The sequence below is a fragment of the Ruegeria atlantica genome, assembly GCF_013032455.1.
Taxonomy (GTDB): domain Bacteria; phylum Pseudomonadota; class Alphaproteobacteria; order Rhodobacterales; family Rhodobacteraceae; genus Ruegeria; species Ruegeria atlantica_B.
This window is the reverse complement of sequence record NZ_WQCF01000007.1, coordinates 244,536-259,038: the sequence shown is the minus strand read 5'-3', so window position 1 is coordinate 259,038 and position 14,503 is coordinate 244,536. Positions and strand designations below refer to the sequence as shown.

The 14,503-nt window shown below is 57.5% G+C and carries 18 protein-coding genes and 1 pseudogene; 15 read left to right on the top strand and 4 right to left on the bottom strand.

The annotated features are described in order from the left end of the window. Together tuf and GOW93_RS14135 are read left to right on the top strand one after the other, a co-directional pair. Nucleotides 1-146 (top strand): annotated as a pseudogene (tuf, locus tag GOW93_RS14140) (elongation factor Tu); the annotation flags it as partial. A gap of 385 nt (nucleotides 147-531) precedes the next feature. Beyond that, entirely contained in the window at nucleotides 532-711 is a 180-nt protein-coding gene (locus GOW93_RS14135) for a hypothetical protein (protein ID WP_170385404.1), read from the top strand. A gap of 138 nt (nucleotides 712-849) precedes the next feature. Here GOW93_RS14135 and rpe read toward each other — a convergent pair whose 3' ends face one another. Continuing rightward, a complete protein-coding gene (gene rpe / locus GOW93_RS14130; protein ID WP_170385402.1) occupies nucleotides 850-1,536 on the bottom strand; it encodes a ribulose-phosphate 3-epimerase in 687 nt (228 codons plus the stop codon). A gap of 212 nt (nucleotides 1,537-1,748) precedes the next feature. On the opposite strand from rpe, the gene GOW93_RS14125 reads away from it, so the two are divergent. The 6 genes from GOW93_RS14125 (at nucleotide 1,749) to GOW93_RS14100 (ending at nucleotide 7,649) form a co-directional block, all read left to right on the top strand. Beyond that, the gene (locus GOW93_RS14125) at nucleotides 1,749-2,774 is read left to right on the top strand and encodes a DUF4274 domain-containing protein (protein WP_170385399.1); all 1,026 of its coding nucleotides are present in this window, start codon (nucleotides 1,749-1,751) and stop codon (nucleotides 2,772-2,774) included. 113 nt (nucleotides 2,775-2,887) lie between these two features. Next, nucleotides 2,888-3,709 (top strand): phosphonate ABC transporter ATP-binding protein, encoded by an 822-nt coding sequence (gene phnC, locus GOW93_RS14120; RefSeq protein WP_170385396.1) that lies wholly within the window; start codon nucleotides 2,888-2,890, stop codon nucleotides 3,707-3,709. A 66-nt stretch (nucleotides 3,710-3,775) separates the two neighbouring features. Further along, entirely contained in the window at nucleotides 3,776-4,678 is a 903-nt protein-coding gene (phnD, locus tag GOW93_RS14115; protein WP_170385393.1) for a phosphonate ABC transporter substrate-binding protein, read from the top strand. A 67-nt stretch (nucleotides 4,679-4,745) separates the two neighbouring features. Continuing rightward, the gene (gene phnE / locus GOW93_RS14110; RefSeq protein ID WP_170385390.1) at nucleotides 4,746-5,627 is read left to right on the top strand and encodes a phosphonate ABC transporter, permease protein PhnE; all 882 of its coding nucleotides are present in this window, start codon (nucleotides 4,746-4,748) and stop codon (nucleotides 5,625-5,627) included. Further along, complete coding sequence (phnE, locus tag GOW93_RS14105; RefSeq protein ID WP_170385388.1) at nucleotides 5,624-6,991, top strand: phosphonate ABC transporter, permease protein PhnE; 1,368 nt, start codon at nucleotides 5,624-5,626, stop codon at nucleotides 6,989-6,991. Before phnE (GOW93_RS14110) ends, phnE (GOW93_RS14105) begins: the two co-directional genes overlap by 4 nt. Before the next feature lie 22 nt (nucleotides 6,992-7,013). Then, nucleotides 7,014-7,649 (top strand): chloramphenicol acetyltransferase, encoded by a 636-nt coding sequence (locus GOW93_RS14100; RefSeq protein WP_170385385.1) that lies wholly within the window; start codon nucleotides 7,014-7,016, stop codon nucleotides 7,647-7,649. Between the two features lie 89 nt (nucleotides 7,650-7,738). Here GOW93_RS14100 and phnF read toward each other — a convergent pair whose 3' ends face one another. Then, nucleotides 7,739-8,449 carry a phosphonate metabolism transcriptional regulator PhnF gene (gene phnF / locus GOW93_RS14095; protein ID WP_170385382.1) on the bottom strand — a complete coding sequence of 237 codons (711 nt, stop codon included), beginning with the start codon at nucleotides 8,447-8,449 and terminating at the stop codon, nucleotides 7,739-7,741. A 102-nt stretch (nucleotides 8,450-8,551) separates the two neighbouring features. On the opposite strand from phnF, the gene phnG reads away from it, so the two are divergent. Genes phnG through GOW93_RS14080 form a run of 3 tightly spaced genes read left to right on the top strand, consistent with a single transcriptional unit; the run spans nucleotide 8,552 to nucleotide 10,680 of the window. Then, complete coding sequence (gene phnG / locus GOW93_RS14090) at nucleotides 8,552-9,010, top strand: phosphonate C-P lyase system protein PhnG (RefSeq protein ID WP_170385379.1); 459 nt, start codon at nucleotides 8,552-8,554, stop codon at nucleotides 9,008-9,010. Then, entirely contained in the window at nucleotides 9,010-9,585 is a 576-nt protein-coding gene (gene phnH, locus GOW93_RS14085) for a phosphonate C-P lyase system protein PhnH (RefSeq protein ID WP_170385376.1), read from the top strand. The genes phnG and phnH overlap by 1 nt, the downstream gene beginning before the upstream one ends. Before the next feature lie 3 nt (nucleotides 9,586-9,588). Beyond that, complete coding sequence (locus GOW93_RS14080; RefSeq protein WP_170385374.1) at nucleotides 9,589-10,680, top strand: carbon-phosphorus lyase complex subunit PhnI; 1,092 nt, start codon at nucleotides 9,589-9,591, stop codon at nucleotides 10,678-10,680. Nucleotides 10,681-10,682: 2 nt separating this feature from the next. Here GOW93_RS14080 and GOW93_RS14075 read toward each other — a convergent pair whose 3' ends face one another. Then, nucleotides 10,683-10,871 carry a hypothetical protein gene (locus GOW93_RS14075; protein WP_170385371.1) on the bottom strand — a complete coding sequence of 63 codons (189 nt, stop codon included), beginning with the start codon at nucleotides 10,869-10,871 and terminating at the stop codon, nucleotides 10,683-10,685. 43 nt (nucleotides 10,872-10,914) lie between these two features. On the opposite strand from GOW93_RS14075, the gene GOW93_RS14070 reads away from it, so the two are divergent. From GOW93_RS14070 to GOW93_RS14055, 4 genes are read left to right on the top strand one after another with little or no spacing between them, the layout of a single operon-like run. Then, a complete protein-coding gene (locus GOW93_RS14070) occupies nucleotides 10,915-11,775 on the top strand; it encodes an alpha-D-ribose 1-methylphosphonate 5-phosphate C-P-lyase PhnJ (protein ID WP_170385368.1) in 861 nt (286 codons plus the stop codon). Continuing rightward, the gene (phnK, locus tag GOW93_RS14065; RefSeq protein WP_170385366.1) at nucleotides 11,772-12,542 is read left to right on the top strand and encodes a phosphonate C-P lyase system protein PhnK; all 771 of its coding nucleotides are present in this window, start codon (nucleotides 11,772-11,774) and stop codon (nucleotides 12,540-12,542) included. Before GOW93_RS14070 ends, phnK begins: the two co-directional genes overlap by 4 nt. 24 nt (nucleotides 12,543-12,566) lie before the next feature. Further along, nucleotides 12,567-13,250, top strand: coding sequence for a phosphonate C-P lyase system protein PhnL (gene phnL, locus GOW93_RS14060; protein WP_170385363.1), 684 nt, complete (start codon nucleotides 12,567-12,569; stop codon nucleotides 13,248-13,250). Continuing rightward, the gene (locus GOW93_RS14055) at nucleotides 13,247-13,795 is read left to right on the top strand and encodes an AAA family ATPase (protein ID WP_170385360.1); all 549 of its coding nucleotides are present in this window, start codon (nucleotides 13,247-13,249) and stop codon (nucleotides 13,793-13,795) included. The genes phnL and GOW93_RS14055 overlap by 4 nt, the downstream gene beginning before the upstream one ends. On the opposite strand, the gene GOW93_RS14050 is transcribed toward GOW93_RS14055, so the two are convergent. Next, nucleotides 13,777-14,460: a DUF1045 domain-containing protein gene (locus tag GOW93_RS14050; protein WP_170385357.1), complete on the bottom strand. Its 684-nt coding sequence runs from the start codon at nucleotides 14,458-14,460 to the stop codon at nucleotides 13,777-13,779. The two genes, GOW93_RS14055 and GOW93_RS14050, sit on opposite strands and share 19 nt — an antisense overlap. Nucleotides 14,461-14,503: the final 43 nt, after the last annotated feature.

The following is a 14,503-nucleotide window of genomic DNA, read 5'->3' as shown; positions in this document are numbered from 1 at the left end:
GCACCGAAATGGTTATGCCCGGCGACAACGTGTCGTTCGGCGTTGAGCTGATCGCCCCGATCGCGATGGAAAACGGCCTGCGTTTCGCCATCCGTGAAGGCGGCCGCACCGTCGGCGCCGGCGTTGTCTCGAAAATCATCGAGTAAGGCGCGCAAGCGAATGATCAGACGGAAAGGGCGTCCCTCGGGGCGCCCTTTTTTGTTTGAATTCAATAATTCCGAGACGCACACAACAAGTGTGTCGAAAATCATCTAGTAATCACGGTGTGCCGGGCTTCAGCCCGGCACACCGTTGAACTAAAGAAGGCTGTCCCACAAAGGGGCGGCTTTTTTTGTGCCATAAGTTCTGATTAATCTTATCTCCATCAGAACTCAAAAGAGACACCCCATCTACCTCTGAGACGAATAGCACTGCCCTCTGTCGGCAGAACGGCGGTGTTCGTTCGAATATTGAAATCGGGTCTGCGCGGTCATGTTGAAACTGCACTCGGCACATATGGCCACGCTGACGGACTAGAAGACGGGGTAGACTATGTTTGGGCTTCAATTTGTACAAAGCAGCGCGAATTTCCTGCACAGCAAGGACCTGGACGATATGCAGGCAGCCTTCCTGAGTGATGACGACAATCTGACCAAGGAAAATGCAAGTGCGCCTCGTTCAGAGCAAAGGCAGCAGGATAAGCAGATCGCTTATTTGTCGGAACATCTCTGAGAACACTTATGGTCCGAGCGATTGCCCGCCGGGGCAATCGCCTTCATGCGCTGTGTTTTGCTCTCTCGTTCCGGTTTGATTCCTTGGAACAGCCAAGCTTGATCTGCAAGTCTTGAGTAACCGTTGATGTGCGGGTTCTTATCGCCCCGATTCCGCTGCGGCCCGAACGGCGCGGATGTTCTCGCCATAGACCTCGGGCTTTTCCACCGACCCACCTTTGAAGACAGCGGACCCCGCGACCAGCACATCAGCACCGGCTGCCGTAACCAGCGGAGCGGTCTTTGGATCAACGCCCCCGTCGATCTCGATATGCACCGGGCGATCCCCGATCATGTCACGCAGCTTGCGGACCTTGCTGGTCATGTCGATGAATTTCTGACCGCCAAAGCCAGGGTTCACTGTCATCACGCAGACCAGATCGGTCAGGTCCAGCAGATGCTCGACCGCCTCGGCGGGGGTGCCAGGGTTCAAGGCGACACCGGCCTTCATGCCAGCGGCGCGGATGGCCTGCAGGGTGCGGTGGGTGTGCGGTCCGGCCTCGACATGGGCGGTCAGGATATCGGCCCCAGCATCGGCATAGGCCTGAATATAGGGATCGACAGGCGTGATCATCAGGTGCACATCCATCACCGTTTTGACATGCGGGCGGAACGCTTTGACAGCGGGCGGGCCAAACGTCAGGTTCGGGACGAAATGGCCGTCCATCACGTCGACATGGACCCAATCGGCGCCTTGGGCCTCGATGGCCTGAATCTCTTGTCCGAAATTGGCGAAATCGGCGGACAGGATCGACGGGGCGATCTTGATGGTGCGGTCAAAGCTCATGGCGGCCTCGTAACTGACAGATTCGCTCGCCGATATAGGTTGTTTGTGCCGGTGCCGACAGAGAAAAGTTGTCCAATGCGATTTCGTCGCCAGAGCCATGCCAAACCGGCGAACTGTTCAGATTGTTGCGAGAAGGGGAGCGTCGTAACTTTGTTTACTTTGATCCAAATTCGTATGACATTGTGTTTGTTAAGTAATTTTAGGCGAAGATTATGTTTGGATTTGATTCTGGTGATGAGTATTCGCGGGTGCGAGCGGATTATAAAAAAGGTCGCGAGGACGTTTTAAACGCAAAACATCTCAATCGGCGCGGGCGAAAAATGATATTCTGGTTGCCTGTGGGGCTGGTAATGGCACGGGCTGCATTAAGCGGGGCTGAGACGGTCGATTATTCCATTATTCCCAAATGGTCCAATTTTATCCCTGTCGAACGCAAAGCTCTGCGCATTGCGCATGCGGCGATGCATGGGGGTGAGATCAACCTAATGGCAGCACACACGCACTTGGGTGAATTGATTTTTGCTATCCGACAGTGCGCCCAGAACCACGTCAAAATGCTTGATGATAAACTCCTGGATCGAGGACTTCTGGACATGGAGCATATGACGAGTCTTGAAATGTACCAAAGCATTCGACCAACTCCGCATGAAGACCCCCCATTTACTCTTCCGCTTTTTATAGCAAAACTGGTTCAAAACGCCGTGTCAGCGGAGATGCGGTTTTCGGATCGGTTGCACAGCTTGCCTGACCCGGGGTTTGCGATCTCTGCCACGGATGCGGGTTTCCTAGGCTGGATGGAGGAGTTTCGTGATCCCGATTTCTGGCCTGTCTTTGTAAAAGGTATCAACCATGATCTAGATGCGACTTTACCGATAATAGAGTGGATCGTTCGCCAGCCAGATTGTGATCGCGCAACTGCGGCGATGATTTTTGTGACCTTTGGCGGGGATAGCATAGTTGGTAAAAACAAAGGCGACTTGCGCGCAGAGGAGGAAAGAATTTGTGCCTACATCTGCGACCGACTGAACGACGGAGGATATGCTCGGCAGGAGTTATCGTTGTCTGGTCTGGGCTTTGCCGATGACCAGTCGGAACGTTTTAAGAGATTTTCAGCCCTTGCTCCCAGCAGCGATATTCCGTCGCCTGCGCCTCTCTTCGAAAAGCCGTTCAGTGGGCGGGCTCCCACCACTCCCTACTATATCCATTCTGAAGACATAGTGGAGGTCGCGCTGATTTGACCGTCCGCAGTGTGCGTTCAAAGAGCTGGGCCGTTACAAAACTTTCACCGCCCTGACACATAGCCGTTGAGCAGCATCTGTAGCTGACCACCAACACGAATTGGGGGTGGCACGTGCTGCGGATCGAGAAACTGACCAAGCGCTTTGGTGAAAATGTAGCTGTGGACGCGGCGACGCTGGATGTGGACAAACCTAGCATGATCGGGATTATCGGTCGGTCGGGCGCGGGCAAGTCGACCTTGCTGCGGATGATCAACCGCCTGACGGATTCCAGCGAAGGTCGGATCCTGTTCGAAGGGCGTGATGTGACCCAGTTGAAAGGTCGCGACAAACGCGTGTGGCAGGCTGACTGCGCGATGATCTTCCAACAGTTCAATCTGGTGCCACGCCTGGATGTGGTGTCGAATGTGCTGCACGGCACGCTGAATCGACACTCGACCCTGGCGACCATGTTCAACATGTTCCCGATGGATGAAATCCATCGGGCCATCGATATTCTGGATCGTCTGGGTATTGCGGAACACGCGCCCAAGCGGGCCGAGGCCCTGTCGGGCGGTCAGCAGCAGCGGGTCGCCATTGCGCGCGCCCTGATGCAGGACCCCAGGATCATTCTGGCGGACGAGCCCATCGCCTCGCTGGACCCAATGAACGCGCAGGTGGTGATGCAGGCGCTGCGCCGTATTCATGAAGAGGACGGCCGCACCGTTATCGCCAACCTGCACACGCTGGACACCGCACGCCGGTACTGCGACCGCGTGGTCGGCATGCGCGATGGGCGTATCGTGTTCGACGGGCTGCCCGAACAGCTCACCACAGGCGTTGCCCGTGAAATCTACGGTGCTGATGCCAGCTTCTCGGAAGAGGCGACATCGACCGAGATCGAAACTCTGGATGCCACCCAGAAGGCCCTGATGGAAGCCGAAGCGACCATCTGAGGCACTCAACCCCTTTCATCGCCCGGTCCGATGAAAGGCCGGGGCAATCAAACTGGAGAGAGACAGATGAAAAAACTGATTGCTGCCTTTGCGGCGACCACGGCGCTGGTTGCGCCGGCCATGGCTGAGGACATCAGCGAATTCCGCATTGGTATTCTGGGCGGTGAGAACGCTCAGGACCGTCTGAACAACAATGAATGCCTGCGTGAATACACTGAAGAGGCGCTGGGCGTAGAAACCAAGCTGTTCGCGCCTGCCGATTATAATGGCGTGATCCAGGGCCTGCTGGGCGGTACCATTGACATGGCGTGGCTGGGTGCTTCGGGCTATGCGAAGACTTACCTGTCCGACCCTGAAGCGGTTGAGCCGGTTCTGGTTAAGGTGAATGTTGATGGTGGCTATGGCTACTACTCGGTCGGTTTTGCCCGCAAGGACAGTGGTATCACTTCGCTGGACGACATGAAGGGCAAGGCATTTGGTTTCGGCGACCCGAACTCGACCTCGGGTTACCTGATCCCGTCGATCGAAATTCCCGTGGCGACTGGCGCGACCATGGAGTCGGGCGACTATTTTGGTGAAGTGAAGTTCACCGGCGGCCACGAACAGACAATCGTTGCCGTAAACAATGGTGATGTTGATGGCGGCGTGACCTGGGCCGATGGTCTGGGCAACTGGGAAGACGGCTATAACTCGGGTGCCCTGCGCCGCGCTGTTGACGCCGGTCTTGTCGACATGAACGACATGGTCGAAATCTGGAAATCCAAGCCGATCCCAGAAGGTCCGGTTGTACTGCGCACGGCACTGCCAGCCGACGTCAAAGAGAAAATGACTGCCTTGATGGCTGGTCTGCATGAAAAAGACCGCGACTGCTTTTATGGCGTAGCCGCAGGTGAAGCCAAGGCGTTCGAGCCGATCACGCATGGCGCCTACGAAGTCATCATCGAAGCACGCAAGCTGAAGTCCAACTAAGCGCGCATATCCAAAGATCGGGGTCCGGTGCCAAACCGGGCCCCATTTTTCCACTCAGGAGCATTCCATGACAGACCTGACTGCTGGGCCCTCGACCGTCGATCAGATCCGCGACGACTATACCGCGATGGCACGTCGCAAGAGAGTCTATGGTGGCATCCTTCTGATCCTGTTTGTGGCCATCATGGCCGCAGGGTTCCGTACGGCCGATAGCCGCAATGCGGGCAGCTTCATCGAGGGCTGGCACAGGATATTCGATTACCCGGCTGAGGTTCTGTCGGAGGCGTGGGAAAAGATCGCCGAGATGCCTGAAAACCTTTTTGAGTTCTTTCCGGCGCTGATTGAGACATTGAATATCGCTGCCGCCGCGACGCTGGCCGGTACAATTGTTGGGATGTTCCTATCGCTGATGTCGACGCGCGGCATGGCCTACTTGCCCACACTGATCCCGCTGTTTCGACGTATCTCGGACATCTTCCGAGCGATTCCGGAAATCGTCATCGCCTTGGTCCTGATATTCATTCTGGGTGGTGGCCCTGTACCTGCGATGATCGCCATTGCAATCCACACGGCTGGCGCGTTGGGCAAGCTGTTCTCTGAGGTCAACGAAAACGCGTCGCTAAAGCCGGTCGAGGGGTTGCAGTCGGTCGGCGCCAACTGGTCGCAACGCATGTATCTGGGCGTAATCCCACAGGTCGGACCGAACTATGTCAGCTACGCCTTACTGCGGTTTGAGATCAACATCCGCGCCTCGGCCATCTTGGGTTTCGTAGGTGCCGGAGGTCTGGGCTATGAGCTGCGCAACGCGATGTCCTGGGGGCAGGGGCGTTATGACGAAGCGGCTGCCATTTTCATTTTGTTGTTCGTCACAATCGTCATCGTCGATCAGATCTCGGGCTACCTGCGCGACCGTCTGGCTCACGGTTCGGAAAAAGGAGCCTCGGCATGAGTACCCTCGCAACCAATCTGACCACCGCTGAGCTAAAGGCAGAGGCGGACCGCCTGTTCAGTCGCAAGCGGGTGGTGAACTTCGGCCTGCCTGCCATGGTTCTGGTCTACCTAGTTTACGTGTTCTTTGCCTTCGATGTGCCGGGGTTGGCTGCTCGTGCGAATTGGGGGAACGGCAAGACGCTGGTGTCGGATAGCTACAGCTACAAAACCCATATCACGCGCGATAACCGCTCGGGCGAGGTGTCTGCGGCCATCGAAGGTGAGCGTAAGGGACGGTACCCCGAAGGCGAAACGCCCGATTGGGTGTCACTGGGCGAGACCACAGTGATTGATTTGGAAGATGGTCACGTCGTGCGTTTTGGGCCGGAAACGATTGAGTATGACATACCGGGCTATGGCGTCGTAAGGGCAACCCCATCCCGCTCAGCTGGTGTGCAGGCGGAATTGCCGACAGACGAGGCTCCGGACTGGATCAACGTCTCCAAAAACAGATTGGCGATCACCACGGATGCTGGTCGCCTGACCGTGACCCGCAACCGGTCTGAAGTGTTCCGATATTTCACCGGGTGGGAGCTGTTCTGGTTCACGCTCGATAGCCCCTATTATGGCAAATCCTTTCCTGAATTGGTTGGGCGCGCGGCGCAAGGTGAGGGCGGTGCAATCCTGAATGATTTCTGGACCAACAAGATGTGGCGGCATCAGGATGTGGCTTGGGCGATCTTTGAAACTATCCTGATGGCGTTCCTGGGCACGTTGGGTGCGGCCATGGTTGCCCTGCCGCTTGCTTTCATGGCGACGCGTAATTTTAACCCAATGAAATCCGTACGTTTTGCGACCCGTCGCGTGTTCGACTTTGTTCGGGGGGTGGACGCGTTGATCTGGACCGTGGTTCTAGCCCGTGCTTTCGGCCCTGGCCCGCTGACCGGGGCATTGGCCATTCTGGTTACGGATACCGGCACATTCGGCAAGATTTTCTCGGAAGCGTTGGAGAATGTGGACCAGAAGCAGATCGAAGGGGTGCAATCGACAGGTGCCAACGCGCCGCAACGATACCGCTTTGGCGTGATCCCGCAAGTGACGCCAGTTTTGCTGAGCCAACTGTTATATTTCTTAGAATCCAACACCCGCAGCGCCACCGTGATCGGCGCGATTACCGGCGGCGGTATTGGTTTGTTGCTGACACAGGCGATCATCACGCAGAAGGACTGGGAAGAGGTCGCTTACTACATCGTTCTCATCATCCTGATGGTGATGCTGATGGACTGGTTCTCGGGTTGGCTGCGCAAGCGCCTGATCCGCGGTGAGACGAGAAAAAAGAGCAAGTTGCGCGATCCCAAAGCAAAACCGCTTTTACTGCCCTGAGTGGCGAAAAAGGATAAAAACAATGGCACGCCTTCGTCCGGACCAGCCGTTCATACATCCCGATTGCCAGATCACTGGCAGCAGCTTTGGGGAGTATGTAGAGATTGGAGCAGGCAGTCGCATCGCCAATTCGGTCTGGGGCGATTACTCCTATTGCGATCGGACCTGCGATATTGCCAATGCCGAGATTGGAAAGTTTGCCAATATCGCCAGTTTCACCCGGATCGGGGCGACCGATCATCCTTTGGAGAAGGCGTCTTTACACCATTTCCTGTACCGCTCGGCCGACTATTGGGATGACGCGCAGGATGATCCGGATTGGTTCGCACATCGCGCCAGCCGCACAGCGAAAATCGGGCATGACACGTGGATTGGGCATGCGGCAATTATCAAACCCGAAGTGACGATTGGGCACGGAGCCATTGTCGCGTCTGGAGCGGTAGTTACCAAGGATGTCGCCCCTTACACCATTGTCGGTGGCGTTACGGCTCAACCTATCCGCCGTCGTTTCTCCGAAGTGATTACCGCGCGGATGCTGGCCTTGGAATGGTGGGATTGGGACAACCAGCGTCTGCGCTCAGCGCTACCCGATTTTCGGACATTGAGCGTTGAGGCTTTTCTCGAAAAGTACGAGTTTACCGTCGCCTCGGCAGTGTGAAGGCTCCCGCACTTGCGGGAGCATCTGCTACGCACAACGGGATGAGACCTCCGGTAGGAAGTCGAAGTCAGGAGGAATACCCACGCTGCCTATTCGTCATTCACGGTCAAGGTAACGCGCTCTCCGGCGAAAACAGTGCGCCCGTATTCTACGGGTAACCCCTCCAGATCGGCGTTGATGCCGACCGAGAAAAGCACGGGCGCACCCTGAGGCAACCGTAGATGCAGTGCCTGTGTTGCCGTTGCAGCCCTTGCCGTCAACCGAGTTGACATACGCGTATAGTCCGTGACGCCACAGCGGTGCAGCGCCTTGGTGACCGAATTCGTGTCTTGTAGCGCTTCGAGGATATTGGGCAGGCGAACTGCTGGGAAAATGCTTTGAAACAGGGCAATGGGCTGCCCATCAGCAAGCGATAGCCCGTCATAGACGTGCACCGCATCGCACTGAGCAATCTGCAGTGCATCTGCCTCAGCTTCATCTGCCGCGCGCGTTGTCAGGGACAGGATCGTCTTGCCCGGTATCTTGCCACTGGCCGAGATGCTTTTGTGGTACCGGACCCGCTTGCCGATCGGATAGTCGGTTGGCTGCGTGGCCACGAATACTCCTGCGCCGCGCCTAGGGAGCACCAGTCCTTGTTCTGCCATCTCTGACAAGGCCCGCCGCACCGTGTGCCGATTGACCCCGTGCTGCGCCGCTAGCTGTGCCTCGGTCGGCAGCCGATCACCAGTGCCGTACCGCCCTTCGGCTATGTCCGAGGTCAGGCTCAGCGCGATGCTTTTCCAGATCGGGGTTTTGCTCATGTCATCAAACTTTCACACACCCGCGATTGCGAGTCATTCCCTTGAGGTGTAACATTTGTCTAGTTGTATAGTTCACATAGACAACCCGGCCAAGAGGTTTTGATGGCGGATCAACAGAACATTGCGCAGGCCGCGCGCAGGGAATGGATGGGCTTACTGGCTCGAACCCCGGAAGAGGCTCTTATGACGTTGTGGGGTGAATTCGAAACGCCCCCCAGTTTTGTCTGGCTTCGCAATCCAGAGGTGGGTGGTGTGATGGTCCGTGGACAGACTGGCGGCACGGGCGCACCGTTCAATCTGGGTGAAATGACAGTCACGCGGTGTTCGCTGGTATTGCAGGACGGCACAGTGGGACATGGCTATGTGCAGGGGCGCTCCAAGGGTAAGGCTGAAGTTGCGGCGCTGATTGATGCCTTGATGCAAACCGAAGCGGCCACAGAGGTCCGGGCGCAGATTATCGCGCCGCTCAGCCAGAAAATGCAGGTGTCCAAGACGGCCCGGGCAGCCAAGGCTGCAGCCACTAAGGTCGAATTTTTCACAATGGTGCGGGGTGAAGATTAATGAGCGCCCAAACTCAGTTTTCCGGCGGTTTCCAGAACGCACCAGTCGACGCGGCCCACGCTTTTCGTGCTGCCATGACAGTTATGGCCCGTCCCGGTCAGATCCGCACGGTTGTCGGTAGTGTGCCGCCAACCCCCTTGTCAGTGGCGGCTGGAACGTTGTTGCTGACGCTCTGTGACCCAGAGACCAAGGTGCATTTGGCTGGCAAAGCCGATACGGGCGCAGTGCGACAGTGGCTGGCCTTTCACACCGGGGCTCCTCTGTCGGACGCGGTCGAGGCGGATTTTGCAGTCGGAACCTGGCAAGATCTTGGTCCCTTGGATCAGTACCGCATTGGCACGGCTGAATATCCGGATCGGTCGGCGACCTTGATCGTTGAATGCACCAACCTGCATCAAGTGGGCGCTGCGCTGTCCGGACCGGGGGTCAAGGGCAAAGCTTATCTCTCGTTGCCGGATATCCCACGGTTTCAGCGCAACGCGGCGCTCTATCCGCTGGGATGTGATTTTTTCTTCACCTGCGATGACAAAATCGCGGCCCTGCCGCGCAGCACGCAAATTAAGCTGGAGGGCTAGGCCATGTACGTTGCTGTAAAAGGCGGTGAAAAGGCCATCGAGAACGCCCATGCCTGGCTGGCCGAAGAACGGCGCGGATCGACCGACATTGCCGAGTTGAGCATCGCGCAAATCCGAGAACAGTTGAGCCTGGCTGTAAACCGGGTGATGGCGGAAGGCTCGCTTTATGACCCCAATCTGGTGGCACTGGCGATCAAGCAGGCGCGTGGTGATCTAATCGAAGCGATCTTTCTGATCCGCGCTTATCGCACGACTTTACCTCGGTTCGGTTATTCGAACCCGGTGGAAACGGGTCAGATGACCTGTGACCGCCGCATCTCGGCCACCTTCAAGGATGCGCCGGGTGGGCAGGTTCTGGGTCCGACCTTCGACTACACGCACCGATTGCTGGATTTCAAACTCGCGGCTGAAGGAGAGGTTCCCGATGCACCCGAAGGCCAGCCTCGGACAGAGCCGACACCACACATAACCGAGTTTCTGCAAGGTGAAGACATTATTCAGGACGAACCTGTCAGCGACGCCATTCCGGGTGACCTGACCCGTGAACCGATGGAGTTTCCGGCCGGTCGGCCCTTGCGTTTGCAATCGCTGACGCGTGGGGATGAGGGCTTTGTTCTGGGGATGGCCTATTCGACTCAGCGTGGCTACGCCCGCAACCATGCCTTTGTTGGCGAGTTGCGAATCGGCAAGGTTGCGATTGAGATGGACATCCCTGAACTGGGCTTCGCGATCGAGATCGGTGAGGTTGAACTAACCGAATGTGAGACGGTGAACCAGTTCACGGGCTCCAAGACCGAACCACCGCAGTTCACGCGGGGCTATGGTCTGGTTTTCGGCCAATCAGAACGGAAATCCATCGCCATGGCGCTGGTTGACCGCGCGCTGCGCTGGAAGGAACTGGGCGAGGACAATCTGGGTGCCCCCGCACAGGATGAGGAATTTGTTCTAAGCCACGCGGACAACATTCAGGCCACCGGATTTCTCGAGCACATCAAGCTACCGCATTACGTGGATTTCCAGTCTGAGCTGGAACTGGTCCGCAAGCTGCGCCGCGAGGCCGAGGAGCGGATTACGCAAAAGGAGGCCGCAGAATGAGTTCAGTCGCCTTCGAGATAGTCCGTGCGCGCGGCGGTGCCGTCCGATTCTGTCGGATTGCGGTTTGCTCTCTGCCGCGCCGTAGAGTCGTACTCCCCTCGGCGAAGCTTGATGAAAATGGAGATAAGTCTGGCGGACATCACCAAGAGGATGAGCATTGCGATTGCGACAACCCAGATCTCGGTACTCATTCAAAACCCTTACCTAGTTCACATTACAATAACGGGTATTTCTATGTCTGAGTACAACTTTGCATATTTAGACGAACAGACCAAGCGAATGATTCGTCGGGCCATTCTTAAAGGTTTGGCTGTGCCCGGTTATCAGGTGCCTTTCGCCAGCCGCGAGATGCCGATGCCTTATGGCTGGGGCACAGGCGGAGTGCAGGTTTCGGCCGCGACGCTGACACCGGAAGATACATTCAAAGTGATTGATCAGGGCGCGGATGACACGACGAACGCAGTCTCGATCCGCAAATTCTTTGAGAACACCGCAGGTGTTGAAACGACCGAGGAAACCGAAAAGGCAACGGTCATCCAGACCCGTCACCGCATCCCTGAGGCAAAGCTGAGCGAAGATCAGATACTCGTCTATCAGGTGCCGATCCCTGAACCTCTGCGCTTTCTGGAACCGCGCGAGACCGAGACGCGCAAGATGCATAGCCTCGAGGAATATGGGCTTATGCACGTGAAGCTGTACGAGGATATCAGCCAGCACGGTGCGATTTCGACGTCGTACGCCTATCCGGTGAAAGTGTCGGATCGCTATGTGATGGAGCCATCCCCGATCCCGAAATTCGACAACCCCAAATTGGAGATGGACGCGATCCAGTTATTTGGCGCGGGGCGTGAGCAGCGGATTTATGCAGTGCCGCCGCATACGAAAGTGGTGAGCCTCGACTTCGAGGATTACCCGTTCGAGGCCACAAAGGCCGACCATCCCTGCGACCTGTGCGGGGCCGAGGACAGCTATCTGGATGAAGTGATCATGGATGATGCTGGTAACCGCATGTTTGTCTGTTCGGATACCGATTACTGCCGGTCCCGCTGCACGGCGGGCCATGTAGGCCGGTTGGCCGAGGAGGGCGCGGCATGACACCGCTGTTGCAAGTCAAAGGCATCGAGAAACGCTATGGTGCGCGGATCGGCTGCACGGATGTAAACTTCGATCTCTACCCCGGCGAGGTGATGGGGATCGTCGGAGAAAGCGGGTCGGGTAAGTCGACCCTGCTGAATTGTATGGCGGGGCATCTGGAGCCCGATGCGGGTCAGGTTGTCTTTGACACCCGAGCTGGTGGGCCGATGGATACGGTGACTATGACCGAGCCGGAACGTCGGATGTTGGGGCGCACCGATTGGGCTTTTGTCCACCAGCACGCCCGAGATGGGCTGCGTATGTCCGTCAGCGCGGGCGGCAATATTGGTGAGCGGTTGATGGCCGTGGGCGACCGCCACTATGGCGCGATCCGGGACAAGGCGGTGGACTGGCTAGGGCGGGTTGAGATCGACGAGAGCCGCGTGGATGACCGGCCGACTGCGTTTTCGGGCGGCATGCAGCAGCGGTTGCAGATTGCCCGAAACCTGGTGACGGGCCCTCGGCTGGTGTTCATGGATGAACCGACCGGTGGGCTGGATGTGTCAGTTCAGGCACGGCTGCTGGACCTGCTGCGGGGGTTGGTGCGTGAAATGGGCTTGAGCGCGATTATCGTTACTCATGACCTGGCCGTGGTTCGCCTGTTGGCGGATCGGTTGATGGTGATGAAAAGCGGTCATGTGGTTGAGGCTGGTCTGACCGATCAGGTGCTGGACGATCCGCAACATGGTTATACGCAGCTGCTAGTGTCCAGTGTTCTGCAGGTTTGAGTATTTTTGAAAAGATGAAGTGCGATGATTGAGCTTAGAGACGTCAGCAAGAGCTTTACCCTGCACAATCAGGGCAGTGCAGTGATCCCGGTGATGGAAGGGGCATCGCTGAAGGTTGCGCCCGGTGAATGTGTGGCCCTGACCGGGGCATCGGGGGCGGGTAAGTCTACCCTGATGCGCGTAATCTACGGAAACTACCTAGCGGCCTCGGGTCAGGTTTTGGTCGCCGGTCTGGATGTGGCACAGGCCGAGCCGCGCGAGATTCTGGCGCTGCGGCGCGAGACTTTAGGCTATGTAAGTCAGTTCCTGCGCGTCGTGCCGCGTGTTCCTACGCTGGAGGTGGTGGCCGAACCATTGCTGACCATTGGATGCGACAAGACTGAGGCACTGGACAAGGCGGCGTCCTTGTTGGCGCGGCTCAATATCCCTGAGGGTCTATGGAGGCTCAGCCCGACGACCTTTTCCGGAGGTGAGCAGCAACGGGTGAATATCGCCCGTGGCTTTGTGCATGACTATCCGGCATTACTGATTGATGAGCCTACGGCCTCTCTGGATGCGCAGAACCGTGAGACTGTCTTGTCGCTGATTGAAGAGGCCAATGCGCGCGGGGCTGCGATCGTGGGTATTTTCCACGATGTCGGCGCGCGCGAACGGGTCTGCGACCGTGAGATTAACGTGTCGGAATTCACCCCCGGAGTGGCGGCATGACCGTTGCGCCAGTCATCGCAGTTGTTGGCCCCTCCGGCGTTGGCAAGGACAGTGTGATGGAGGCGCTCGCAGCGTCTTCGCCCGGTATTCATCGGGTGCGCCGGGTGATCACACGGCCCGAGGGGGAAGAGGGTGAAGATTTCGACCGGGTTTCTGCCGAGCGTTTTCAGCAGTTGGTTGCCGAGGGTGCCTTTGCCCTGCACTGGTTCGCCCATGATCTGTTTTACGGGGTACCCAAGCGTATCGAAGACCTCAGGCAACAAGCGGATGCGGTATTGGTGAATTTGTCCCGTTCGGTTCTGGTGCACGCGCAGGAAGAGTTCGGTGATTTGATCGTGATTTCACTGACTGCGGAACCGGATATTCTGGCACGGCGCTTGTCGGCGCGTGCGCGAGAGAATGCGACCGAACAGGCGCGACGTCTGGCCCGCGCCAAGGCCCCTCTGCCTGACGGATTGACCCGAGTGATCGAGATCGACAACTCGGGACCGCTGGACGCCACGATCAACGCAATCCTTACGCAGCTTCAGCCGGAGAGGGCGTAGCGATGGATCAGGTGAAACCGGCCATCTGCAGCCTCGCCCACCAGAGCCAGATCGTTGATTTGAAACGGGGTGGGCAGCAGGGGTGCCAGTTGCGCTTGCAGCGCGTCCTGAGTCGCCACCAACGCGGGTTTGTTCAACTTGCCGCTGAGGGTGATGTGAAACCGAAAGGACCCCATCACATATGGATAGCCCCACTGCACAAGGTTGGCGTCCTGTTCCGCCGACAGGCCGTTGACACGACGACGGTCCAGCTCGGCCAGGGGCGCAGGGGCGCGAAAGCTGTCCAGATCGCGCACGCAGGCTGTGGCCAGGGTGTTCAGAGCGGTTTCATCCCCTACTGGGCGCAAGGCCAGAAAACGACCCAGACGCACAATCTTCAACCCATCCAGCATGGCGGCGGTCTGCGTGGCCGCAAGGTGCGCGCAGGCGTCGGACAATGCCTCAATCGTTTGCCCTTCGTGCAGGCGGAAGGGCGGCTTCATCGTTGCATGCAACCCATATTTACGCGGCACATCGGTCACGGCTGCAACGTCCACGCCGTCGACCACCGGATGGTCGCAGGTCCTGCCCGCCTCCATGTCCCAGCCCAGCCAGTTGGTGGCAAATTTCGTCCATTCCGCGTCTGCGGGTGGCGCAAAATAGATCGCGTATCGCGTGAATGTCACAGTGGCCTCCTATGTGTGGCCTTCCCAATAGCTCAAATCGTGT

Bases quoted from the DNA above. Each gene is read 5' to 3' on its own strand.
- GOW93_RS14100 (WP_170385385.1), top strand. From the start codon at position 7,014: ATGGCACGCCTTCGTCCGGACCAGCCGTTCATACATCCCGATTGCCAG.
- phnD (WP_170385393.1), top strand. From the start codon at position 3,776: ATGAAAAAACTGATTGCTGCCTTTGCGGCGACCACGGCGCTGGTTGCG.
- phnG (WP_170385379.1), top strand. From the start codon at position 8,552: ATGGCGGATCAACAGAACATTGCGCAGGCCGCGCGCAGGGAATGGATG.
- phnE (WP_170385390.1), top strand. From the start codon at position 4,746: ATGACAGACCTGACTGCTGGGCCCTCGACCGTCGATCAGATCCGCGAC.
- phnK (WP_170385366.1), top strand. From the start codon at position 11,772: ATGACACCGCTGTTGCAAGTCAAAGGCATCGAGAAACGCTATGGTGCG.
- phnF (WP_170385382.1), bottom strand. From the start codon at position 8,449: ATGAGCAAAACCCCGATCTGGAAAAGCATCGCGCTGAGCCTGACCTCG.
- phnL (WP_170385363.1), top strand. From the start codon at position 12,567: ATGATTGAGCTTAGAGACGTCAGCAAGAGCTTTACCCTGCACAATCAG.
- GOW93_RS14070 (WP_170385368.1), top strand. From the start codon at position 10,915: ATGTCTGAGTACAACTTTGCATATTTAGACGAACAGACCAAGCGAATG.
- phnE (WP_170385388.1), top strand. From the start codon at position 5,624: ATGAGTACCCTCGCAACCAATCTGACCACCGCTGAGCTAAAGGCAGAG.
- GOW93_RS14080 (WP_170385374.1), top strand. From the start codon at position 9,589: ATGTACGTTGCTGTAAAAGGCGGTGAAAAGGCCATCGAGAACGCCCAT.
- GOW93_RS14125 (WP_170385399.1), top strand. From the start codon at position 1,749: ATGTTTGGATTTGATTCTGGTGATGAGTATTCGCGGGTGCGAGCGGAT.
- phnH (WP_170385376.1), top strand. From the start codon at position 9,010: ATGAGCGCCCAAACTCAGTTTTCCGGCGGTTTCCAGAACGCACCAGTC.
- rpe (WP_170385402.1), bottom strand. From the start codon at position 1,536: ATGAGCTTTGACCGCACCATCAAGATCGCCCCGTCGATCCTGTCCGCC.
- GOW93_RS14135 (WP_170385404.1), top strand. From the start codon at position 532: ATGTTTGGGCTTCAATTTGTACAAAGCAGCGCGAATTTCCTGCACAGC.
- GOW93_RS14075 (WP_170385371.1), bottom strand. From the start codon at position 10,871: ATGAGTACCGAGATCTGGGTTGTCGCAATCGCAATGCTCATCCTCTTG.
- GOW93_RS14055 (WP_170385360.1), top strand. From the start codon at position 13,247: ATGACCGTTGCGCCAGTCATCGCAGTTGTTGGCCCCTCCGGCGTTGGC.